The 17,999-nt window shown below is 34.9% G+C and carries 15 protein-coding genes and 5 pseudogenes; 10 read left to right on the top strand and 10 right to left on the bottom strand.

Annotated elements, in window-relative coordinates; translation table 11 throughout:
• Nucleotides 1–115: 115 nt before the first annotated feature.
• The 5 genes from ACFELZ_RS05815 (at nucleotide 116) to ACFELZ_RS05795 (ending at nucleotide 3,178) form a co-directional block, all read left to right on the top strand.
• The gene (locus ACFELZ_RS05815; RefSeq protein ID WP_375315896.1) at nucleotides 116–481 is read left to right on the top strand and encodes a hypothetical protein; all 366 of its coding nucleotides are present in this window, start codon (nucleotides 116–118) and stop codon (nucleotides 479–481) included.
• Between the two features lie 556 nt (nucleotides 482–1,037).
• Nucleotides 1,038–1,235 carry a transposase gene (locus ACFELZ_RS05810; protein ID WP_375315805.1) on the top strand — a complete coding sequence of 66 codons (198 nt, stop codon included), beginning with the start codon at nucleotides 1,038–1,040 and terminating at the stop codon, nucleotides 1,233–1,235.
• A 3-nt stretch (nucleotides 1,236–1,238) separates the two neighbouring features.
• Nucleotides 1,239–1,403 (top strand): hypothetical protein, encoded by a 165-nt coding sequence (locus ACFELZ_RS05805; protein WP_375315781.1) that lies wholly within the window; start codon nucleotides 1,239–1,241, stop codon nucleotides 1,401–1,403.
• Entirely contained in the window at nucleotides 1,346–1,804 is a 459-nt protein-coding gene (locus tag ACFELZ_RS05800; RefSeq protein WP_375316627.1) for a transposase, read from the top strand. The genes ACFELZ_RS05805 and ACFELZ_RS05800 overlap by 58 nt, the downstream gene beginning before the upstream one ends.
• 195 nt (nucleotides 1,805–1,999) lie before the next feature.
• Nucleotides 2,000–3,178: an aspartate kinase gene (locus tag ACFELZ_RS05795; protein WP_375315895.1), complete on the top strand. Its 1,179-nt coding sequence runs from the start codon at nucleotides 2,000–2,002 to the stop codon at nucleotides 3,176–3,178.
• Here ACFELZ_RS05795 and ACFELZ_RS05790 read toward each other — a convergent pair.
• Together ACFELZ_RS05790 and ACFELZ_RS05785 are read right to left on the bottom strand one after the other, a co-directional pair.
• Nucleotides 3,131–3,895: pseudogene (locus tag ACFELZ_RS05790) on the bottom strand (integrase core domain-containing protein); the annotation flags it as partial. The gene ACFELZ_RS05795 and the pseudogene ACFELZ_RS05790 sit on opposite strands and share 48 nt — an antisense overlap.
• A 16-nt stretch (nucleotides 3,896–3,911) precedes the next feature.
• Nucleotides 3,912–4,457: pseudogene (locus tag ACFELZ_RS05785) on the bottom strand (IS982 family transposase); the annotation flags it as partial.
• 102 nt (nucleotides 4,458–4,559) lie between these two features.
• Between ACFELZ_RS05785 and ACFELZ_RS05780 the strand changes: the two are divergent.
• Nucleotides 4,560–5,888, top strand: a complete 1,329-nt coding sequence (locus ACFELZ_RS05780) for an IS4 family transposase (RefSeq protein WP_375315862.1) — start codon at nucleotides 4,560–4,562, stop codon at nucleotides 5,886–5,888.
• A 14-nt stretch (nucleotides 5,889–5,902) separates the two neighbouring features.
• Here the strand turns inward: ACFELZ_RS05780 and ACFELZ_RS05775 are convergent.
• The 3 genes and pseudogenes from ACFELZ_RS05775 to ACFELZ_RS05765 form a co-directional block, all read right to left on the bottom strand.
• Nucleotides 5,903–6,046, bottom strand: a pseudogene (locus tag ACFELZ_RS05775) (phospholipase D family protein); the annotation flags it as partial.
• 43 nt (nucleotides 6,047–6,089) lie between these two features.
• The gene (locus tag ACFELZ_RS05770; RefSeq protein ID WP_375315894.1) at nucleotides 6,090–7,577 is read right to left on the bottom strand and encodes a UbiD family decarboxylase; all 1,488 of its coding nucleotides are present in this window, start codon (nucleotides 7,575–7,577) and stop codon (nucleotides 6,090–6,092) included.
• Nucleotides 7,578–7,649: 72 nt separating this feature from the next.
• Nucleotides 7,650–9,533 carry a DUF3857 domain-containing protein gene (locus ACFELZ_RS05765; RefSeq protein WP_375315893.1) on the bottom strand — a complete coding sequence of 628 codons (1,884 nt, stop codon included), beginning with the start codon at nucleotides 9,531–9,533 and terminating at the stop codon, nucleotides 7,650–7,652.
• A 410-nt stretch (nucleotides 9,534–9,943) separates the two neighbouring features.
• Between ACFELZ_RS05765 and ACFELZ_RS05760 the strand changes: the two genes are divergently transcribed.
• Together ACFELZ_RS05760 and ACFELZ_RS05755 are read left to right on the top strand one after the other, a co-directional pair.
• Nucleotides 9,944–10,726, top strand: a complete 783-nt coding sequence (locus ACFELZ_RS05760) for a DsbA family protein (protein ID WP_375315892.1) — start codon at nucleotides 9,944–9,946, stop codon at nucleotides 10,724–10,726.
• 200 nt (nucleotides 10,727–10,926) lie between these two features.
• Nucleotides 10,927–11,103, top strand: a pseudogene (locus ACFELZ_RS05755) (DUF2460 domain-containing protein); the annotation flags it as partial.
• Nucleotides 11,104–11,120: 17 nt separating this feature from the next.
• Here the strand turns inward: ACFELZ_RS05755 and ACFELZ_RS05750 are convergent.
• Genes ACFELZ_RS05750 through ACFELZ_RS05740 form a run of 3 tightly spaced genes read right to left on the bottom strand, consistent with a single transcriptional unit; the run spans nucleotide 11,121 to nucleotide 11,887 of the window.
• Nucleotides 11,121–11,504, bottom strand: a complete 384-nt coding sequence (locus tag ACFELZ_RS05750; RefSeq protein WP_375316621.1) for a transposase — start codon at nucleotides 11,502–11,504, stop codon at nucleotides 11,121–11,123.
• Nucleotides 11,505–11,521: 17 nt separating this feature from the next.
• Complete coding sequence (locus ACFELZ_RS05745) at nucleotides 11,522–11,686, bottom strand: hypothetical protein (RefSeq protein ID WP_375315781.1); 165 nt, start codon at nucleotides 11,684–11,686, stop codon at nucleotides 11,522–11,524.
• A 3-nt stretch (nucleotides 11,687–11,689) separates the two neighbouring features.
• Nucleotides 11,690–11,887, bottom strand: a complete 198-nt coding sequence (locus ACFELZ_RS05740; RefSeq protein ID WP_375315805.1) for a transposase — start codon at nucleotides 11,885–11,887, stop codon at nucleotides 11,690–11,692.
• 71 nt (nucleotides 11,888–11,958) lie between these two features.
• Between ACFELZ_RS05740 and ACFELZ_RS05735 the strand changes: the two genes are divergently transcribed.
• Complete coding sequence (locus tag ACFELZ_RS05735) at nucleotides 11,959–12,372, top strand: TIGR02217 family protein (protein WP_375316679.1); 414 nt, start codon at nucleotides 11,959–11,961, stop codon at nucleotides 12,370–12,372.
• Here ACFELZ_RS05735 and ACFELZ_RS05730 read toward each other — a convergent pair.
• Nucleotides 12,365–15,010 (bottom strand): 2-oxoglutarate dehydrogenase E1 component, encoded by a 2,646-nt coding sequence (locus tag ACFELZ_RS05730; RefSeq protein WP_375315890.1) that lies wholly within the window; start codon nucleotides 15,008–15,010, stop codon nucleotides 12,365–12,367. The two genes, ACFELZ_RS05735 and ACFELZ_RS05730, sit on opposite strands and share 8 nt — an antisense overlap.
• 77 nt (nucleotides 15,011–15,087) lie before the next feature.
• Nucleotides 15,088–16,401: an ankyrin repeat domain-containing protein gene (locus ACFELZ_RS05725; protein ID WP_375315889.1), complete on the bottom strand. Its 1,314-nt coding sequence runs from the start codon at nucleotides 16,399–16,401 to the stop codon at nucleotides 15,088–15,090.
• Between the two features lie 859 nt (nucleotides 16,402–17,260).
• On the opposite strand from ACFELZ_RS05725, the pseudogene ACFELZ_RS05720 reads away from it, so the two are divergent.
• Nucleotides 17,261–17,953 (top strand): annotated as a pseudogene (locus ACFELZ_RS05720) (IS4 family transposase); the annotation flags it as partial.
• Nucleotides 17,954–17,999: the final 46 nt, after the last annotated feature.

The raw sequence follows: 17,999 nt of genomic DNA, 5'->3' as shown, positions 1-17,999 counted from the left end.
AGGAGCATTTTTTATTGTTCAAAAAGTATTAATGCAATTGTGATAGGTATTTTGTATTGTTTTTAATTTAAAAACGATATATAATAAAGGATACGTATTTTTAGGTAGACATATTATGATAAACAAAGGACAAGAAGATGAATTTATGAAGCAGTATATGGATACTTGCAAAGAGCAAATAGAAAAATTAGCCAAGGATCCTGAATTGCTTAATCAGACTTTAAAACCATTTATGCAAATGTCCCAGCAGCTTATGGCTGGCGGTATGTTAGAAGGGGCTATGCCTGGCATGGTATCTGATTTGGGTAGTATGGATGTTAACAAGATGATTGCTCAGATGAAGGAAATGATTGACTACATAAGAGGTAACTATAAGGAACTAATGAAAGAGCATAGCTCGCAGATTCAAGAGCTTGATGAATCCAGTAAAAAGCTAAGAGGCTTAGTTAAAAAATTGATAGAAAAGATCGAAAGTAAATAAACAATATCTAACGCAAGTCTCTTCTGTCATTCTATGCACAGCTGCATAAGTGTCTAGTGGCCTTACCCAGAAAAGGTAGAGAGAAAGTTAAGACTTTTTTGGAGTAAAATGAAACGTTTTTTCAAAATATGGCAAATAGAAGGGAATATACAGCAGGATTCAAATTAGAAGCTGTTAAGCTGGTTAAAGAAACAGAAGTACAAAAATAGCAAAGGATCTAGGCATAGATGGCAGTATGTTAAGTAAATGGGTAAGAAAATATGATGGAAAAATGTCAAAAGCATACGCATTTCCAGACAAAGGCTCCTTATGACAAAGAGAGATTTGATCTAAAAAAAGAACTAGCAAGAGTAACAAGAGAAAGAGACATTTAAAAAAAAGCCCTGACCAAACAAAAAGAGTAAAGTATTCTTTTATATAGAAATTGCTATAAAGTACAGGAACTATGTAGGGTTTTAGACATATCTGCTGGTGGTTATTATAAATGGGTTGCTAAGAGCCTGTCTTCAAACTAAGTAGAAAGGAGTTAAGAAGTGTGTTATAAGATATATTTTAAATGTACCCAAGCGATATAAGTGACAAAGAATGGAAGATAATAGAGCTATATTTTGAACCTAAAAAGACCGGCAGACCAAGAAAACATAGTATTAGAACAATTATTAACGCAATCCGCTATATGATGAGAACAGGATGTCAATGGAGACAACTGCCTAAAGATTTTCCACCATGGAAAACAGTGTATAGTTGTAATTAGCGATTGAAAAAAAGTGGAATATGGCAAGAGATTCATGATTTTCTAGTTAAAAAAGTAAGAGAGATAATTGGTAAGAATGAAACTCCATCAGTGGGAATAATAGATAGCCAATCAGTAAAAACTACTCAAAAAGGGGATCCAGAGGATATGATGCTGGCAAGAAAGTAAAGGGTAGAAAGCGCCACATCGTTGTAGATACTGTAGGTCTTGTAATTGCTGCTGAAGTACAAAGTGCAAGCATTCAGGATCTTGATGGTGCACTAAATCTTTTTGTTCAAGCCAAATGCAAAGCTCCAACATTACATAAGTTTTTTGCTGATCAAGGATACACAGGTAAATTGCAAAACCTCTGCTTATTGGAAACTGGATGTTTATTGACGATTACCAAGAAAATAGTTGATACAGGATTTCAGGTTATTCCCAAACGTTGGATTGTTGAGAGAACCTTTGCTTGGCTCTCCAATTTTAGACGTATGAGTAAGGATTATGAGCATTCTCCTCTCACTTCAAAAAATAACATCTTCTTTAATATGATCACTATTATGCTTCACAAATTAGCTCATTCTTGAGTTTGAAGACAGGCTCTTACACCTTTTGAATTTATATGTTCTCAGTTGACAAAGTCTCCTGAATTATTTATAATAGATCCACGCCATCACACTCTGGAACCATACATCTTATACTCTACCTTAATTCTAGTTTTCGGACAACCTCTATCTCTACAAAAACTATATTTTTCTTCAGAAGAGAGTTATATTGTAACTATGGACAAAATAATCATAAAAAAATTTGGTGGGACTTCGCTAACTGATTTAAACCGAGTTGCAAATTTGATAAAAAACGATATTGAGAAAGGTTGTAATGTAATCGTTGTTGTATCTGCTGCTGCAGGATTTACTGACCAAATGGCTTTTCAGGCTAGGCAAATTTCAAATTTAAGTTGCAGACAAGAGTTATCAGAGTATGACGTTATGCTTTCAGCAGGAGAACAAATTTCTTGCGGTCTATTAGCTATCACTCTCCAATCGATCGGAGTTAATGCTAAATCGTGGCTTGCCTGGCAGTTACCAATTGTAACTGATGATTTTTATTCTGAGTCTAAAATAAAAACAATAAAGATTGACCGTGTGAAAAGATCTTTTGCTGAGGGTTATACTGCTGCGATCATCGCTGGTTTTCAGGGTATAAATGATGATAGAATCACTACTTTTGGAAGAGGAGGCTCTGATATATCAGCAGTTGCCTTCACGGTAGCCTTTGGTGTTAGAACTTGCGAAATTTTTACTGATATTGATGGAATATATACAGCAGACCCGAGAATTGTTCCAAAGGCACGCAAGCTCAAATTTATCTCTTACGATGAAATGTTGGAAATGTCGTCATCTGGTGCTAAAATACTGCATAATCGTTCAGTACAACTTGCAATGAAGCATAATATTAAAGTGCAAGTGCTATCCACTTTTAAAGAAGTAGAAGGCACCACAGTACTACACAAAAGGGATGTACTAGAGAGATACTTAATTACTGGAATAGCTTATAGCACTAATGAAGCTCTTGTAACTTTCACTAACCTTGCAAATAACTTGCGTACTTTAAGAGATATAGTAGGGGCAAACGTTAAAATTGATATGATACATGGGTCAAGTTTTGTTATCTCCAAATTTGATATTGATTTAATGGAAAAGTTACTGAATAAGAATAAAAATTATGCTATAAACGATAATGTAGCTAAAATTTCAATAATTGGTATTGGTGTTATGTCTAACACTGAAGTGATGCACCGCACACTCAAGGTTTTAAGCGAAAAAAAGATAGAAATACTTTCTATCACAACATCCGAAATCAAAATCAGTATAATTGTTCAAAAAGAATACGTTGTAGCTTTGGTCAAAGATTTACATACTGAGTATGAGCTTGATATGCATGTAAAAGACAAGATTTGATCTGACAGAAGAATTGACGTAGTCAAAACTAATATCAGGCTGTTGTTTAATGCTACTAATATTTTTCTGAAAAGCAATATGTTTACTGTCAAAAAACGTTTGCATAGGTGTTTTGCCATAGCAGTATTTGCCTGAGTGAGGCCTTGTCTCATTGTAAGAACGCAACCAATGATCAACATCGATCTGTAGATCCTCCAAAGAATAGTAGATTTTCTTTCTAAAGATAATATTGTAACACTCATCTTGCATAGTTCTATGGAATCTTTCACATATGCCATCAGTTTGTGGAGAGTTGGCTTTGGTTCTAGAATGATCGATATTTTCGATTCCTAAATATAGCTGATAAGCGTGATTTTCGGGCTTGCCACAATACTCCGTACCCCTATCAGTTAGAATGCGTAATAATGGAATTCTCTGCTCATCAAAAAATGGGATAACTCTATCGTTAAGAAGATCTGCAGCTGTAATAGCTGTTCTGTCCGTGTAAAGTTTAACCATTGCAACTCTGGAATAAGTATCAACAAAAGTTTGCTGATAAATGTGCCCTATGCCTTTGATATTGCCCACATAATAGGTATCTTGAGAACCCAAATAACCTGGATGTTGCGTCTCAATTTCACCATGAGCTTCCCTTTGTTCTTTCACTTTTTCTAAAGCTGCAAGTTGTTCTTCAGTTAAAATGATTCCGTCTTGAGCTACTTTTGCCTCCAGTGCTTTAAACGCGAATTCTGGATTAAGGAAGGAAGAAAGTATAGGAAATAGAAGGTTTTGTGGATTTGATGGAATAGGAAATGAGAGTAGAAAAGATATGAACCAAAAAATTAACAGGGGATCTATGGCGAGTGTGTTCAATTTCTAGTCTATTTTTTAGGTAACCAAAAACAGTCTCAATGATAGACCTTTTTCTCAGTAAAATCTTCTCATTTAACGAAATCAATGTATTTTTCATACCTTTTTTCACCTTGGTAACAAGTTTCAAACCTCGGTCAAACAGCTTCTGAAAAAGCTCTTTTGCAATATAACCTTTGTCACCAAACAAAAGACCGATTAATTTTTCCGTCAGATTTGGCACAGGTATCCTATCATCAACATTGCCTTTTGTTAGCGTAAGTGCATGAATTTCAACATTTTCATTGATTACCATATGTAATTTGAAACCAAAAAACCAGCCGTAAGTGCTCTTGCTTAATTTTGCAATTCCAGCAAAAACTTTGTTTTTGGATATTCTTTTTGCATGACAAACTGCAATGGGAGTTGTGTCTATATATGAAATTCCAGTGTTTTCTGACCATACGCGTCAAGTTAAGAAAATAAAGGTATGAAGAAGATAGGATAAGAAGATATAAGTTCTCTCGGATATATTTTAGTGAGAGAACTAATGATGAATAAAATAACTTGCTTATCAAATTACCTAAACAAATTTTTCAATGAAAGAGCAAATGAAGTATCAATTGAAACAGGATTTATAAAAAGGAAGAGAAAATTGAGTGGTTCATCATTCATAAAAGCTATAATTTTGGGTAATATAGGAGTTGCAAACTGCAGCATAGATACAATGTGCCAATTATTAAACGAAGCATCTGTAATAATAACAAAACAGAGTCTAGATTTGAGGTTTACTGAAGAGGCAGTGGAATTTATGAAAAGGATGTATAATGAATCTATGGCTTTATTTAAAAATACCCTGCAAATTGATTGTAGAATCTTGCAGCAATTTAAAAGCGTTAAGTTATTGGATAGTAGCTATATTAGCCTGCCTAACAGTATGGAGAATATGTATAAAGGATATGGTACCAGCTACAGCGGCTATGAAAGTAATACCAAGTCCGGGATAAAGTTGCAATTAGTTTTCGACTACTTAAATCAGACATTTGATCAATTAAATATAACGGAGGGAATAAGGTCAGATCAAGGGTATAGGAAACATTTGAGTAATATATCAAGTAACGATTTGCTAATATCTGATCTTGGTTATTTTGTGCCAAGTTCTTTTAAACAGATTAAGGAAATAGGAGCTTATTTTATTAGTCGTTATAAATCTGATACCAATATATATGATATAGAAACAAATCAAAAAATGGAGTTACTGGAATGTTTAGAGGGTAAGCTATTTTTAGAAACTGAGGTATTATTGGGAAAAGAAGCAAAGATTAGAGTAAGAATTATATGTCAAAAGCTAACTGAAGAACAGTCTATAGCCAGGAGAAGGAAGGCTAATAGATTAGCAAAATCACATGGATATACATCTTCCAAAAGGAATCAAAAGTTATTGAATTGGTCAATATTTATAACTAATGTTCCAAAAAGTAAAATTAGTGCTGAACAAGTATTAACAATTTACCGAGTAAGATGGCAAATTGAATTATTATTTAAATTATATAAGAGCCATATAGGACTTGATAAACTAAAAGGAAAACCATATAGGGTATTATGTGAATTATATGCTAAATTGTGTGCAATTCTTATATTTCATGGAATAGTTGGTTGTACAGAACTAAAAAAGGGCACAGAACTTAGTTTAACAAAGGCATTTATTGAGCTTAAAAGGCGAGTTAGAGAGCTATTCTTAACATTAAATTGTGTAGTCAGTAAAGTACAAATTTTCCTCAAAAAACTCATCTCAACCTGGTCAAAATTCTCCTTAAAAGACAAATATAGAAAAACAAGAATATCAACTTTGAGTGCACTAAATTTGCTCATTTTTCCTTAACTTGACGCGTATGGATCTATTACGCTGATTATCGGTACAGCACAATCTTCTCCAGGTGAAAAGCAAACCTTAGCTTTTGGGCAGGGCGAAAATATAAAACCCGCATAGTAATACAGAGAAAAACACATTAACAAGAATAAAAAGTGAAAAAGCCTCACAACAACCCACCCCCGGATATACGGCGATAGGCTACATCATAATTTAATCACCTGTCAATCCATATTCTTCCCACTTCTCCGTGATTTTTCTTACTATTTCTTCGCTCATTTCAATTTTCTCTCCCCATTCTCGTTTGGTTTCAGGCGGGATTTTATTTGTTGCATCAAATCCCATCTTACCTCCCAGGCCACTTTCAGGGGAAGCAAAATCTAAATAATCAATAGGTGCGTTCTCTATTGTGATTGTGTCACGCACAGGGTCCATTCTAGTTGATATTGCCCACATCACTTCCTTCCAATCACGTACATTTATATCATCATCAACAACGATAATAAACTTCGTGTATAAAAACTGCTTGAGAAAAGAAAGTATGCCCATAACAATTCTTTTTGCCTGCCCTGGATAGGATTTTTTTATCGACACTACCGCTATTCTATATGAACAACCTTCTGGTGGTAGATAAAAATCCACTATCTCTGGAAATTGATTGATAAGAATGGGCACAAAGATTTCGTTGAGCGCTTCACCAAGAATTGATGGTTCATCAGGTGGCTTGCCAGTGAAAGTGCTGAGATAAATTGGATTTTTGCGCATAGTAATTGCAGTAATATTAAATTCTGGAAATTGCTCAACAGAATTATAGTAGCCGGTGTGATCTCCGTATGGCCCTTCATCTTGATATCTATCCAAACTTACATAGCCTTCCAGAACAATCTCTGCATGAGCTGGCACTTGAAGCGGAATAGTCTTACAATTTACAAGCTCGAGCGGTTTTTTGCGCAGCAACCCAGCAAATTGGTATTCTGACAATGTTTCTGGCACTGGAGTTACCGCAGCAATAATTGTTGCAGGATCACTACCGATCACAGCAGCAGCAGGAAATTTCATATTTTGTTCCTTCTCTTTCCATCGTTTGTGGTGACCTGCACCACCACGATGTGCAAGCCAGCGCATTAGAGTCGTTTTTTTATCTATAACCTGCATACGATATATTCCAAGATTGAAATTATCTTGCTTGTCTTCCGTTGGGCCTTTTGTCACCACAATTGGCCAGGTGATAAGTGGTGCAGGTTCATTTGGCCAGCATGTTTGAATAGGTAGCAAACTAAGATCTACCTCATCTCCAGTTAGCACCACTTCTTGACATGGAGCTTTGCTCACAACTTTACTTCGCATCGACAATACAACTTTTAGTAAAGGAAACATTTTCACGGCATCTTTGAAGTTTTTTGGTGGCTCAGGTGATCGCAAAAATGCAAGAAGTTTACCCAAATCTCTCAGTTCATCAGGGTTTATGTTCAGTCCCAACGCAATTCTTTCAATAGTACCGAATAAATTCACCAAAACTGGAATCGAATTTTTACCGTTTTCCGTGATAACATTTTCAAAGATAATAGCTGGTCCTTTATTTGACAAAACCCTGCGATGAATTTCTGTCATTTCAAGAACTGTTGAAACTTCCTCCTTAATCCTAATCAGATCCTTTTTTCCCTCTAAGGCTTTGATGAAGTCACGTAAGTTGTTGTACATATTTGAGTATTTAAGTCTACTAAGTAGTGCTTTTCCCCAGATTCCAGCACAATAAGTACATAAGACAATTATCTATTCACTGATTACTATAGAGGCCTTAGAAAAATTATTCTCCAGCTCGCTTTTTAAGTTTTTATATTCAGCAGTCTTTAACTCTTCATTAGTAATAAAACTTTTCTTTATAGCTATTACATTGCTAAATTCAGTTCCATCATTTTTATATTTACAGAACCTATTTACATATAACCAAGGAGTATCTATTTCAAAATTCAAACTTTCACAGTTTTTAATTTTAATATCTTTTATTATCATATGACTTTCCTTCGTTTTAGGAATACCGATAAAAAGGTCTGATACTTGATCAGAAGCTGTATTCACAACATCATTAAGCCAATTATTTCCTAAATTCAAAGCAGGCCCTAGATTTGTCTTAAAAACCTTATTTTTTTGCTGAAATTCATACTTAATTGTAAGACCCTCTACATTACGCAAAGTAAGATCAGGTAACTCTAAGAACTTCTTTTCTTCTTCATCAAGATATACTCCACTAATCATACGAAAAACAGAATCTCTTAATTGTTCGTTTGAATAATATAATCCAACACCTGTTAAGCCTAGAGTTGACTCCCCTTGAACAGTAAGCCATCCGCGTTCACTTACAACATTATCTTCTATAGTTAATTCACTATAGGATATCACTTTTGAATTTTCAGCTTGCACAGCAGGAATTTTTATGTAACTAGCTTCCTCAGAATCCAGTACTAGAGCATTCCTATTAGCAATGTCTGGGAAAATACCCTGAGCCATACTGACAGTATTAGTTGGATCAATCCAATATATTTTTCCACCTTTATTTGTTACTCTAAGCATCACATGATTAAAATTACCCATATTAGGTAACGCTTCAGGATTGGAAATGCCAGTAGTTCCCCTCATAACTAAAATAGGTTGAACTTTATAACCAAGTTCTTGTAAAATAGCAGCCGTGCTGGCAGAAAAGTCTTTGCAATCCCCGACTTGAGAATCAGCAATTTTCTCTAAATCTCTCGGAAAATACTTTCCTGATACTGTACGCCAATCTCCCATGTATTGGATTTTTTCGTTCAATAAAGAAGTAACAGCATTAATTTTCTCCTCATCAGTATTCTTATTGGCAGCAGATCCTACTATAGCTGTAAAAGTTGCAGGAAGTGGCTGATTAATGACGCTATGATATCCAGGCGCTAATTTTTTAGCTAAATCCTTCCATTTAGATAAGCTTGACAATGATACCCAAGTATTATGTTTAATATTCAATATTCCATTATGTGGCTCATTTATTGTGTTTTCATAAACTGCTTTTTTTAAAGTAATACTTATAGAATGTACATCATTCTTTTTTTTCTCAACGATCTTTAATACGTTTCTTGGATCATTAACTTTAATCTCTAGAGGTAATTTAGAATTGATTTTAGTATTTTCTGCTTGGAAGTAATCCCCATAATAAGAAGAGCTCAAGCTATAAAAATTATCAACAGGGACTTTTTTGTTAATACTTTTATATCTTAAATATACTTCGGTACCAATTTCTATTTTAGAAAATGATATGGTTACTTGCCTTAACTGATCGAAACTTTTGCCAGGACTAGCCAATGGTTTATCCTCCATCATGTCTTCAGTGACTATATATTCCTTTCCGTTATAAGCTGTTTTAGCCTCTAAAACAGTCAATTCTGCACTATCACCATTATAAATAACACTATACGGAGAGAATCTGCTACGCCCAGATTCCTTGAGTATTTTTACTAGTTGTTCAACTTCCACTTCATAGGTACCATCCTTATTAACACTAATGTTAACATTAGAAAATTTGACCTCAACGGAAGCATCTTCATACTTGCTCCACCTCGCTTCAGCTGTAGAAGCTACAAAAAGTACTAATAATGCTAAGTTAAAGAGAGTTTTTAAAAATTTCATTACGTCACCATATTTACTGAAAAATCATTTTATTAGACTTACACAATGCTGCCTATAATACAAACAGCCAGCTGATTAGGAAAGAAGTTTACTTTCTAGGATGGCTATTTCTTTACCAATCATTCATATAATTTACCGCCGCGTTTACCAGTATTATATGCGGCAATTACAAGATAATCAACTTTTTACTACCACACTTACAATTGCTAGACGTGGCGGTAAAGACCATCCAAATCTCTCAAATCCCCAACTCTGCACAAGTTTTCATCACCAAATCTTCTAATGAACTTTACAACAATATGCTTAAATTTCACTTTATAAAGTTTGCATTTCTTGATATAAATGTTTTTATATCTTAAGATTGAACATTTATTTAATATAATGTGTCTGATTATTCTTTAAGTAAGTGTATGTCTAGAATATCGTTTTTATTGATCCTTATACTGGCAGTAGCAAGTTTACCAGTAATAAACAATTGGCTTTCAAATCGCAGCCAAATGCTAAGCGATGATTATATAGGTGAGAAATTAGATAATTATATAAGTAGAAATTTTGATAAGATCATAAAAACTCTCAAAGAGGAGTCGATTAAAAGTAGTTACGCTGCTCGAGATAATGTGACCAAAAGTAAAATTTCACAATACAAGGATCAAATATTTGACCTTACTTATCCTTACTCCGGAAATGAAAATAGTAGTGTTATAGCTGTAGGTTTCTTTGACTATTCTTGTGGATATTGCAAGACTATAAAAGACAATATAAAACAGTTAATTAACGACGGTAAAATTAAGTATATCTTTAGGGATGCTCCAATACTTGGTAATGACTCTTTAAGGGCAGCAAAAAGCGCTTTAGCTGTTTACTTTATTGATAAAGAAAAATATTTCGACTTTCACTATTCTGCTTTAAGTCACAAAGGAGGATTTTCAGACGAAAGCATATTGGATGTAGTGAAAAGCATAGGGATTGATGAGGACGATTTTAATAGTTCCATGAAAAATAATGCAGACAAAATTGAGCAAATGATAAATGGCAGTAAGCTCCTAGTAAGAGATTTGGGAGTAGGTGGCACACCTTTTTTAATAATTGGGGATAGTCTGTTTGTAGGAGCAACTGATTTGAATGTATTACGCAAAAAAGTAGATGAATTAAGTCGCAAGCAAAGACTAGCTTCAGCGATTAATTTGCTATAAAATTTTATTTTTTTTACTTGACAACGTAAACGAACCTGAGTACAATGTACCGTAGGCGTGGTGCTTAAATTACACTTAAGGTACCATTCAATTAGCAAGTTTTCTCTCAAGCACAGACATCAATAATTGTACTTTTTAATCAGGATGACCTGGTGTTATTTAGCTCAAATTACTTTAATTTTACTTTCATAGGAGGACATATGTCATTCACAGAAATTAGATTTCCAGAAAATATATCTTATGGTTCCACTGGAGGACCGGAATTTTCCACTGACGTTGTAACAACTCATAACGGTTGTGAACATCGCAACATCAATTGGTCTCATGCACGCACTAGATACAACATAGCTTACGGGGTCAGATCAAACGAGCAGCTAAGAGCCTGTCTTCAAACTCAAGAATGAGCTAATTTGTGAAGCATAATAGTGATCATATTAAAGAAGATGTTATTTTTTGAAGTGAGAGGAGAATGCTCATAATCCTTACTCATACGTCTAAAATTGGAGAGCCAAGCAAAGGTTCTCTCAACAATCCAACGTTTGGGAATAACCTGAAATCCTGTATCAACTATTTTCTTGGTAATCGTCAATAAACATCCAGTTTCCAATAAGCAGAGGTTTTGCAATTTACCTGTGTATCCTTGATCAGCAAAAAACTTATGTAATGTTGGAGCTTTGCATTTGGCTTGAACAAAAAGATTTAGTGCACCATCAAGATCCTGAATGCTTGCACTTTGTACTTCAGCAGCAATTACAAGACCTACAGTATCTACAACGATGTGGCGCTTTCTACCCTTTACTTTCTTGCCAGCATCATATCCTCTGGATCCCCTTTTTGAGTAGTTTTTACTGATTGGCTATCTATTATTCCCACTGATGGAGTTTCATTCTTACCAATTATCTCTCTTACTTTTTTAACTAGAAAATCATGAATCTCTTGCCATATTCCACTTTTTTTCAATCGCTAATTACAACTATACACTGTTTTCCATGGTGGAAAATCTTTAGGCAGTTGTCTCCATTGACATCCTGTTCTCATCATATAGCGGATTGCGTTAATAATTGTTCTAATACTATGTTTTCTTGGTCTACCGGTCTTTTTAGGTTCAAAATATAGCTCTATTATCTTCCATTCTTTGTCACTTATATCGCTTGGGTACATTTAAAATATATCTTATAACACACTTCTTAACTCCTTTCTACTTAGTTTGAAGACAGGCTCTAACAGAACTCATAACATTTTTTCATGCACGAAAAGGTAAAGCAATAGGGTTTCGTTTTAAGGATTGGTCAGATTTTATAGCCATTAATCAAAAGATTGGTATAGGAGATAACAAAAAAACGACTTTTCAGCTAATCAAAACTTATGTAAGTGGGGAAGATAAGCATATACGCATGATCAAAAAGCCAGTACATGGGACAGTAAAGATTTATTTAAATGGTAAAGAAGAGAGTGAATATTCAGTAAATTATTCAACGGGAGAAATAACATTTATGAAGCCACCAGTAAAAGATGCAATAATCACTGCGAGCTTCGAATTTGATGTGCCCGTGCGCTTTGATACAGATTACTTAAACGCTTCTATTGATGACTATGGAAGCAATAGCTGGAATAACATTCCACTAGTAGAGATGAAGTTTAATTAAGCTGCTTTAAAATTTCCTCCTGTTGCTGAGTGTGAACACTAGCATAACCACATGCAGGAGATGCAGCAGCAGGTCTTGCGATATACTTAGATCTTTTTGCTTGAATATCGAGATTGGACAACACTTCTTCTATCAATGGGTTGACAAAAAACCACCCCCCCATATTTTTTGGTTCTTCTTGACACCATATAATTTCAGCGTTCTTGTACTTTTCAAGTTCGCTGCTTAATTTATCGGCCGGAAACGGATAGAATTGTTCTAAACGTATCACTGCTATATCGTTTATTTTTTGTGTTTCAAGCATTTCAATTATATCGTAATAAACTTTACCACTGCATATTACAACTTTACGTATTTCATTATTTGAAACTAAACCTGTTCTACATTCTGGAATTACCGTGAGGAATTTTCCTTCAAAGTCAGATAGGTTAGAAACTGCTCTTTTATGACGCAATAGTGATTTAGGTGTAAACACTACCAGAGGCTTACGAAAGTCTCTATGCATTTGTCTGCGTAAGACATGGAAGTAATTTGCCGGAGTGGAACAATTAACTACCTGCATATTATCCTCTGCGCAGAGTTGCAAAAATCTCTCTATACGTGCGGAGCTATGCTCAGGTCCTTGCCCTTCATAACCGTGGGGCAACAATAAAACTAGACCGCTTGATCGCAACCACTTTGTTTCTGCAGATGCGATAAACTGGTCGATCATAATTTGTGCACCATTTGCAAAATCACCAAATTGTCCTTCCCAGAGCACCAGTGAATACGGAGAATCAAGACTATATCCATATTCAAAGCCCATTACAGCATACTCTGATAAAGCGCTATCTATGACCTCAAAGTGAGCTTGCTTTTCATTTATATTGTTTAGCGGAATAAACGCTTCTTCTGTTGCCTGATCAACAAGCCTTGAATGACGGTGCGAAAAAGTTCCACGACCAGAATCTTGTCCTGATAAACGCACTCCTATTCCTTCTGCAAGCAGTGATGCAAATGCAAGACTTTCGGCAGTTGCCCAGTCTATATTGCTACCAGAATTTATGCTGTCTATTCTTCCATCGAGTATTTTTCTAACCTTATTGTTAATGTTAAAGTGACTTGGGATGTTGCTATTTATATGCACACCTAATTTTTTCAACTCATCTGGCGGAACACCAGAATCCGTGTAGTATTCGCTCAAATCGTTCAGCTTTGCTCTTCTTAATTTTGACCACACTCCACAAAACCAGTCAGCTTTTTTTGGAGTGTAAGTCACTGATTCAGCAAGACTTTTATCTAATTTTGCCCTGAACTCACTGCGCAATTTATTTACCTCATCACCACTTAATACTTTCTCTGCGATCAACTTCTCTTCATACAGTGTTCCTGGAGTTTTATGCTTTGATATCGCCTTATACATAAGTGGCTGAGTGAAATTCGGTTCATCGCCTTCATTATGGCCGTATTTACGGTAGCATATTATATCAATCACTACGTCCTTTTTAAATTTCTGCCTATATTTCATCGCCAGACTTGTAGCAAAACTCACAGCTTCTGGGTTATCTCCATTAACGTGAAACACTGGGGCTTCTATCGATTTTGCTATGTCAGTGCAATAAAAAGAGGATCGTGCGCAGCATGGGCTTGCAGTAAAACCAACTTGGTTATTAATGACAATATGCACGGTACCATCTACCTTATAGCCTTCAATATTGCTTAAGGTTAAAGTTTCAGCAACCACTCCTTGACCAATGAAAGCCGCATCACCATGAATTGATATTCCAAGCGCAGATCTCATACTTTGCTTTGCTTTTACCCTTCCAGCTAACACTGGGTTTACTGCTTCAAGGTGAGATGGGTTAGGGCATAAACTTAAATGTATTTTTTTGCCACCTGTAAGTGCTCGATCAGAAGAATAACCAAGGTGATATTTAACATCACCAGACACCTCAAGACCACTTGGGTATGCAAGATTGCCTTGAAATTCAGACAGCATTGCCGCATATTCTTTCCCCATAACTTTGGTTAGAACATTAAGTCGTCCGCGGTGAGCCATGCCAAGAACTATCTCTTCAATACTAAAAGTCGCGGAATCACTAATAATTCTCTCAATTGCAACAATAGCTGACTCTCCACCTTCGATAGAGAAACGCTTATATCCAGGAAATTTCATATGGAGAAATTGCTCGAACATCTCAGATTCAATCAAGTGCCTCAGGATTTCCTTTTTATCTTGTGAACTCAGCGTATAGGTTTGATTTTCGATCTTTTCCTGCAGCCATATTCTCTCCTCATAAGAGGAGATATGCATAAATTCAAAACCGATATTCTTGCAGTAAATATCTCTGTAGATTCTAGTGTCACCCGTAGGAGAGATACTCAAATATTTCTGATAATCTATTAATTGATTCTCATTTGGCGATAATGGATCAAGGTCTGCAAAAAAATGACCGTAAGACCTGAAAAAATTTGCCAAACTAGAAACTGAATCATCCACCTTAGTTGCATTGCAGGGCTCCGCTTTGTTAATTTCTAAATTGCTTGAAAAAATTCTATACCAATCTTCCCCGATTGATTTATCGCCCTGCAGATAACGGCTATACATTTCTTCTACAAATTCTGCATTATCACCATAAAGGCAGCTTAAACTCGACATAATTACTATATAAGATATCAAACACTTATAAGTATAACTTAAGTTTTTTAAAAAAGAACTTTTTTGATCTCTGTAGATTAAGCTAATGCATTACCGGTTTCTTGAGAATTGTCCTCGGCATTTAGCCCAACATTATTTACTACTTTTTCAGTAATAACTTCAGCAAATTCAGGAGAAGGCTCTTTTGTTTTTGCGAAAAATGCGGCATGCACAGCATTTTTAATGAAAAAACATGCAGCAAGTGCAAACACTGCTGTTGGTACATAGCACCAAGGAGATGCAACGTATAAAATAGAGAGACCTGTTGCTATTAAACACGAACAAGCTAATATTGTTTGATCACGTAGATAGCGCCTATCGACACCACCATATTCAGCCATTAACTTTTTAACTTTATCATTGCTACCATATGGCAAAACAAGTGTCTTAATGCAATTTATTATATCATTATTAGCGAAATATGGAGTACATTCTATGAACCTCATGTGATAATTCTTTTCATTAGGATTTGCACCATATTTCAGAAGTAGCTCTACAGTTTTTTCTTTTTCATAACCATGTTCATGATATTCCACTGCCGCAAGCAGTGCATCATTGACACATTCGCTTTCTTTACCAGCACCACGCTTCAAAAGCAGTTCTACGATTTTATAATGCCCTCTAGAAGACGCTTTATGTAATGGAACTTCACCATATTTATTTTGTACACTAAGACTAGCACTATATTTTAAAAGTATTTCTACAGTTTCATAATATCCACGATTGGAAGCTCTAATTAATGGAGTCTCGGATTGCTTATTCTTTATATCAGGGTTAGCACCATGTTTTAACAGTAGCTCTACAATTTCACTACGTTCAAGAATTCCAATAAAATGTAATGAAGTATACTCACGGAATATTTTTATGTCAGGGTTAGCACCATTTGTTAAAAGCAGATTCAAAAGCCTAAAATCCTCCAAATCTCTAGCGTTAGATAAAGCGATAGATAATGGTGAATAACTTTCAAGATACATTTCGTTAACATAGTCACCAAATTTTCCATCTTTATTGCTCTTGAACTTAGAAAAGAGCTTTTTGAGGAATGCTATATCCTGCTTAAGGAGAGCTGTATATAAGTAAAACTTTAAATCTTCAGGAGAATTAATTTCATCTAAATTTTCGTCAGTTAACTTTGTAACTTCTTCCGTATCTTTTCCAGTGAAAAGGTTATATGCAACACCTAATTCTTTAAATTTCTCCTCATTTTGTTTTTTCACACCCTCACTTGCACTTGAATGTTTATCAGGATGATATTCAAGAGCTAATTTTCTATATGCTTTTCTAATTTCGTATTCACTTGGATTATCACTTGGACTAAAGCTTAATATTTTTAAAGCTTCCTTTCTATTCACAATAAACCTCCTACTGGAATATCTTAAGCTAAGTATAACCCAAAATTTTAAAAAGCAAAGCTTTTTATGTCAAACTGTGCCTGTTGAGCAATTCCATAACTGTACAAATATTGTGATTTATCTCCATCTAGGAAAGGGTGTCATCCCAGTGCCTTGACTACTTGGATCCAGAAAACTTAACTTTAAATAAGTGGCTGCATAATAAAGACTAGATCCCAGTGTCACGCACTGGGATGACAAGAGAAGTTGGATGACAAAAAAAGGAGCGCTATCACAGGGGTACTGGGATGACAAAAAAAGGAGCACTGACCTCTCTTGGACTCTTTTAGCTATAAACATTAAGAAATTTACCAAATGAAAAAAAGGCAAAGAAGCCCCGTGGTTATTATCCGCTTTAAAATATTGGCGTTTTTTATGTTTTAAACGCTTGACAAGCGAGATTAAGCTGCTTTTAATTGCAACTAACCTACGCTGCAAATGTTTAAGAAGTTTACCAAGCAGAAAAAAAGACAAAGAATCCCCGAGTTAGCTAGTCTTTTACTATCTTTGTCGAGTATTGGCATTTTTTGATGTCTTGTAACGCTTTGTAAGCGCGTTCAGCTTATTTAGATAAAAACCTAGATGTAGATGAAGTTTTGTAAAGACATACAGTATCTATATACTGCAAAAAATTGAACATAAGACGCCGATACATTAAGTAATCCTTACCTTTTAATCTGCAGATTGGCAAAAGCAAATACAATAGCTTCACTGTCATGATAAGCTTACTATTACCCATAAATCTAAAAGGAGAAAAAGCTGCTATCTTACTAATTCAACTTTCTATTATAAATAGATCTATGGTCTAAAAATGGAATATATGATGAAAAGAACTATAAATACCTCAACTGGCGAATGGGCAGAAAGTGAATTTGGAATTGTTAATTTTGGTGATATAAGATTAAGTAAAAGGCTTCTAAAAATAGTTAATAGTTTTGCTGAATCGCCTGAGTGTTCAATAAATCAAGCTTGTGAAGATTGGCATCAAAGTAAAGCAGCTTATAGATTTTTCCAAAAAGATGCCATTTCTGAAAGAAAGATATTAGACAGTCATATAATTAAAAATGTTGAAAGAGCTAAAGAATACTCAACTATCTTAGCTATCCAGGACACGAGTTATATTTCATATAAAAATCATAAAAAGACCGAAGGATTAGGGATTATAGCAGCAAGATTAACATCTAAAACAACTAATTTTAAAACCCATGGATTAGTGATGCATACAACGTTTGCAGTTACAACAGAAGGACTACCTATAGGATTATTGGATCAAAAAATTAGTACTAGACCTCCCTTAGCTGAAGACCTAAAGGAGTTGAAAAGAAGAAGCCATAATACTGCTCTTCCCATAGAAGAGAAAGAAAGCATACGGTGGATAGCATCACTTAAAGACTCTACTAAACATCCTGGATTAAAGGATGTTAAGGTAGTTACCGTTTGTGATAGAGAAGCAGATATTTATGATTTATTTGAAGTTGCTTCCACTAATCAATCTCTTTTTGTAGTAAGAGCCTGTCTTCAAACTAAGTAGAAAGGAGTTAAGAAGTGTGTTATAAGAT

This window comes from Wolbachia endosymbiont (group A) of Colletes cunicularius (assembly GCF_964264715.1).
Lineage (GTDB): Bacteria > Pseudomonadota > Alphaproteobacteria > Rickettsiales > Anaplasmataceae > Wolbachia.
Note: the sequence above shows the minus strand (reverse complement) of the source record. Positions and strands in the feature narration are given on the sequence as shown.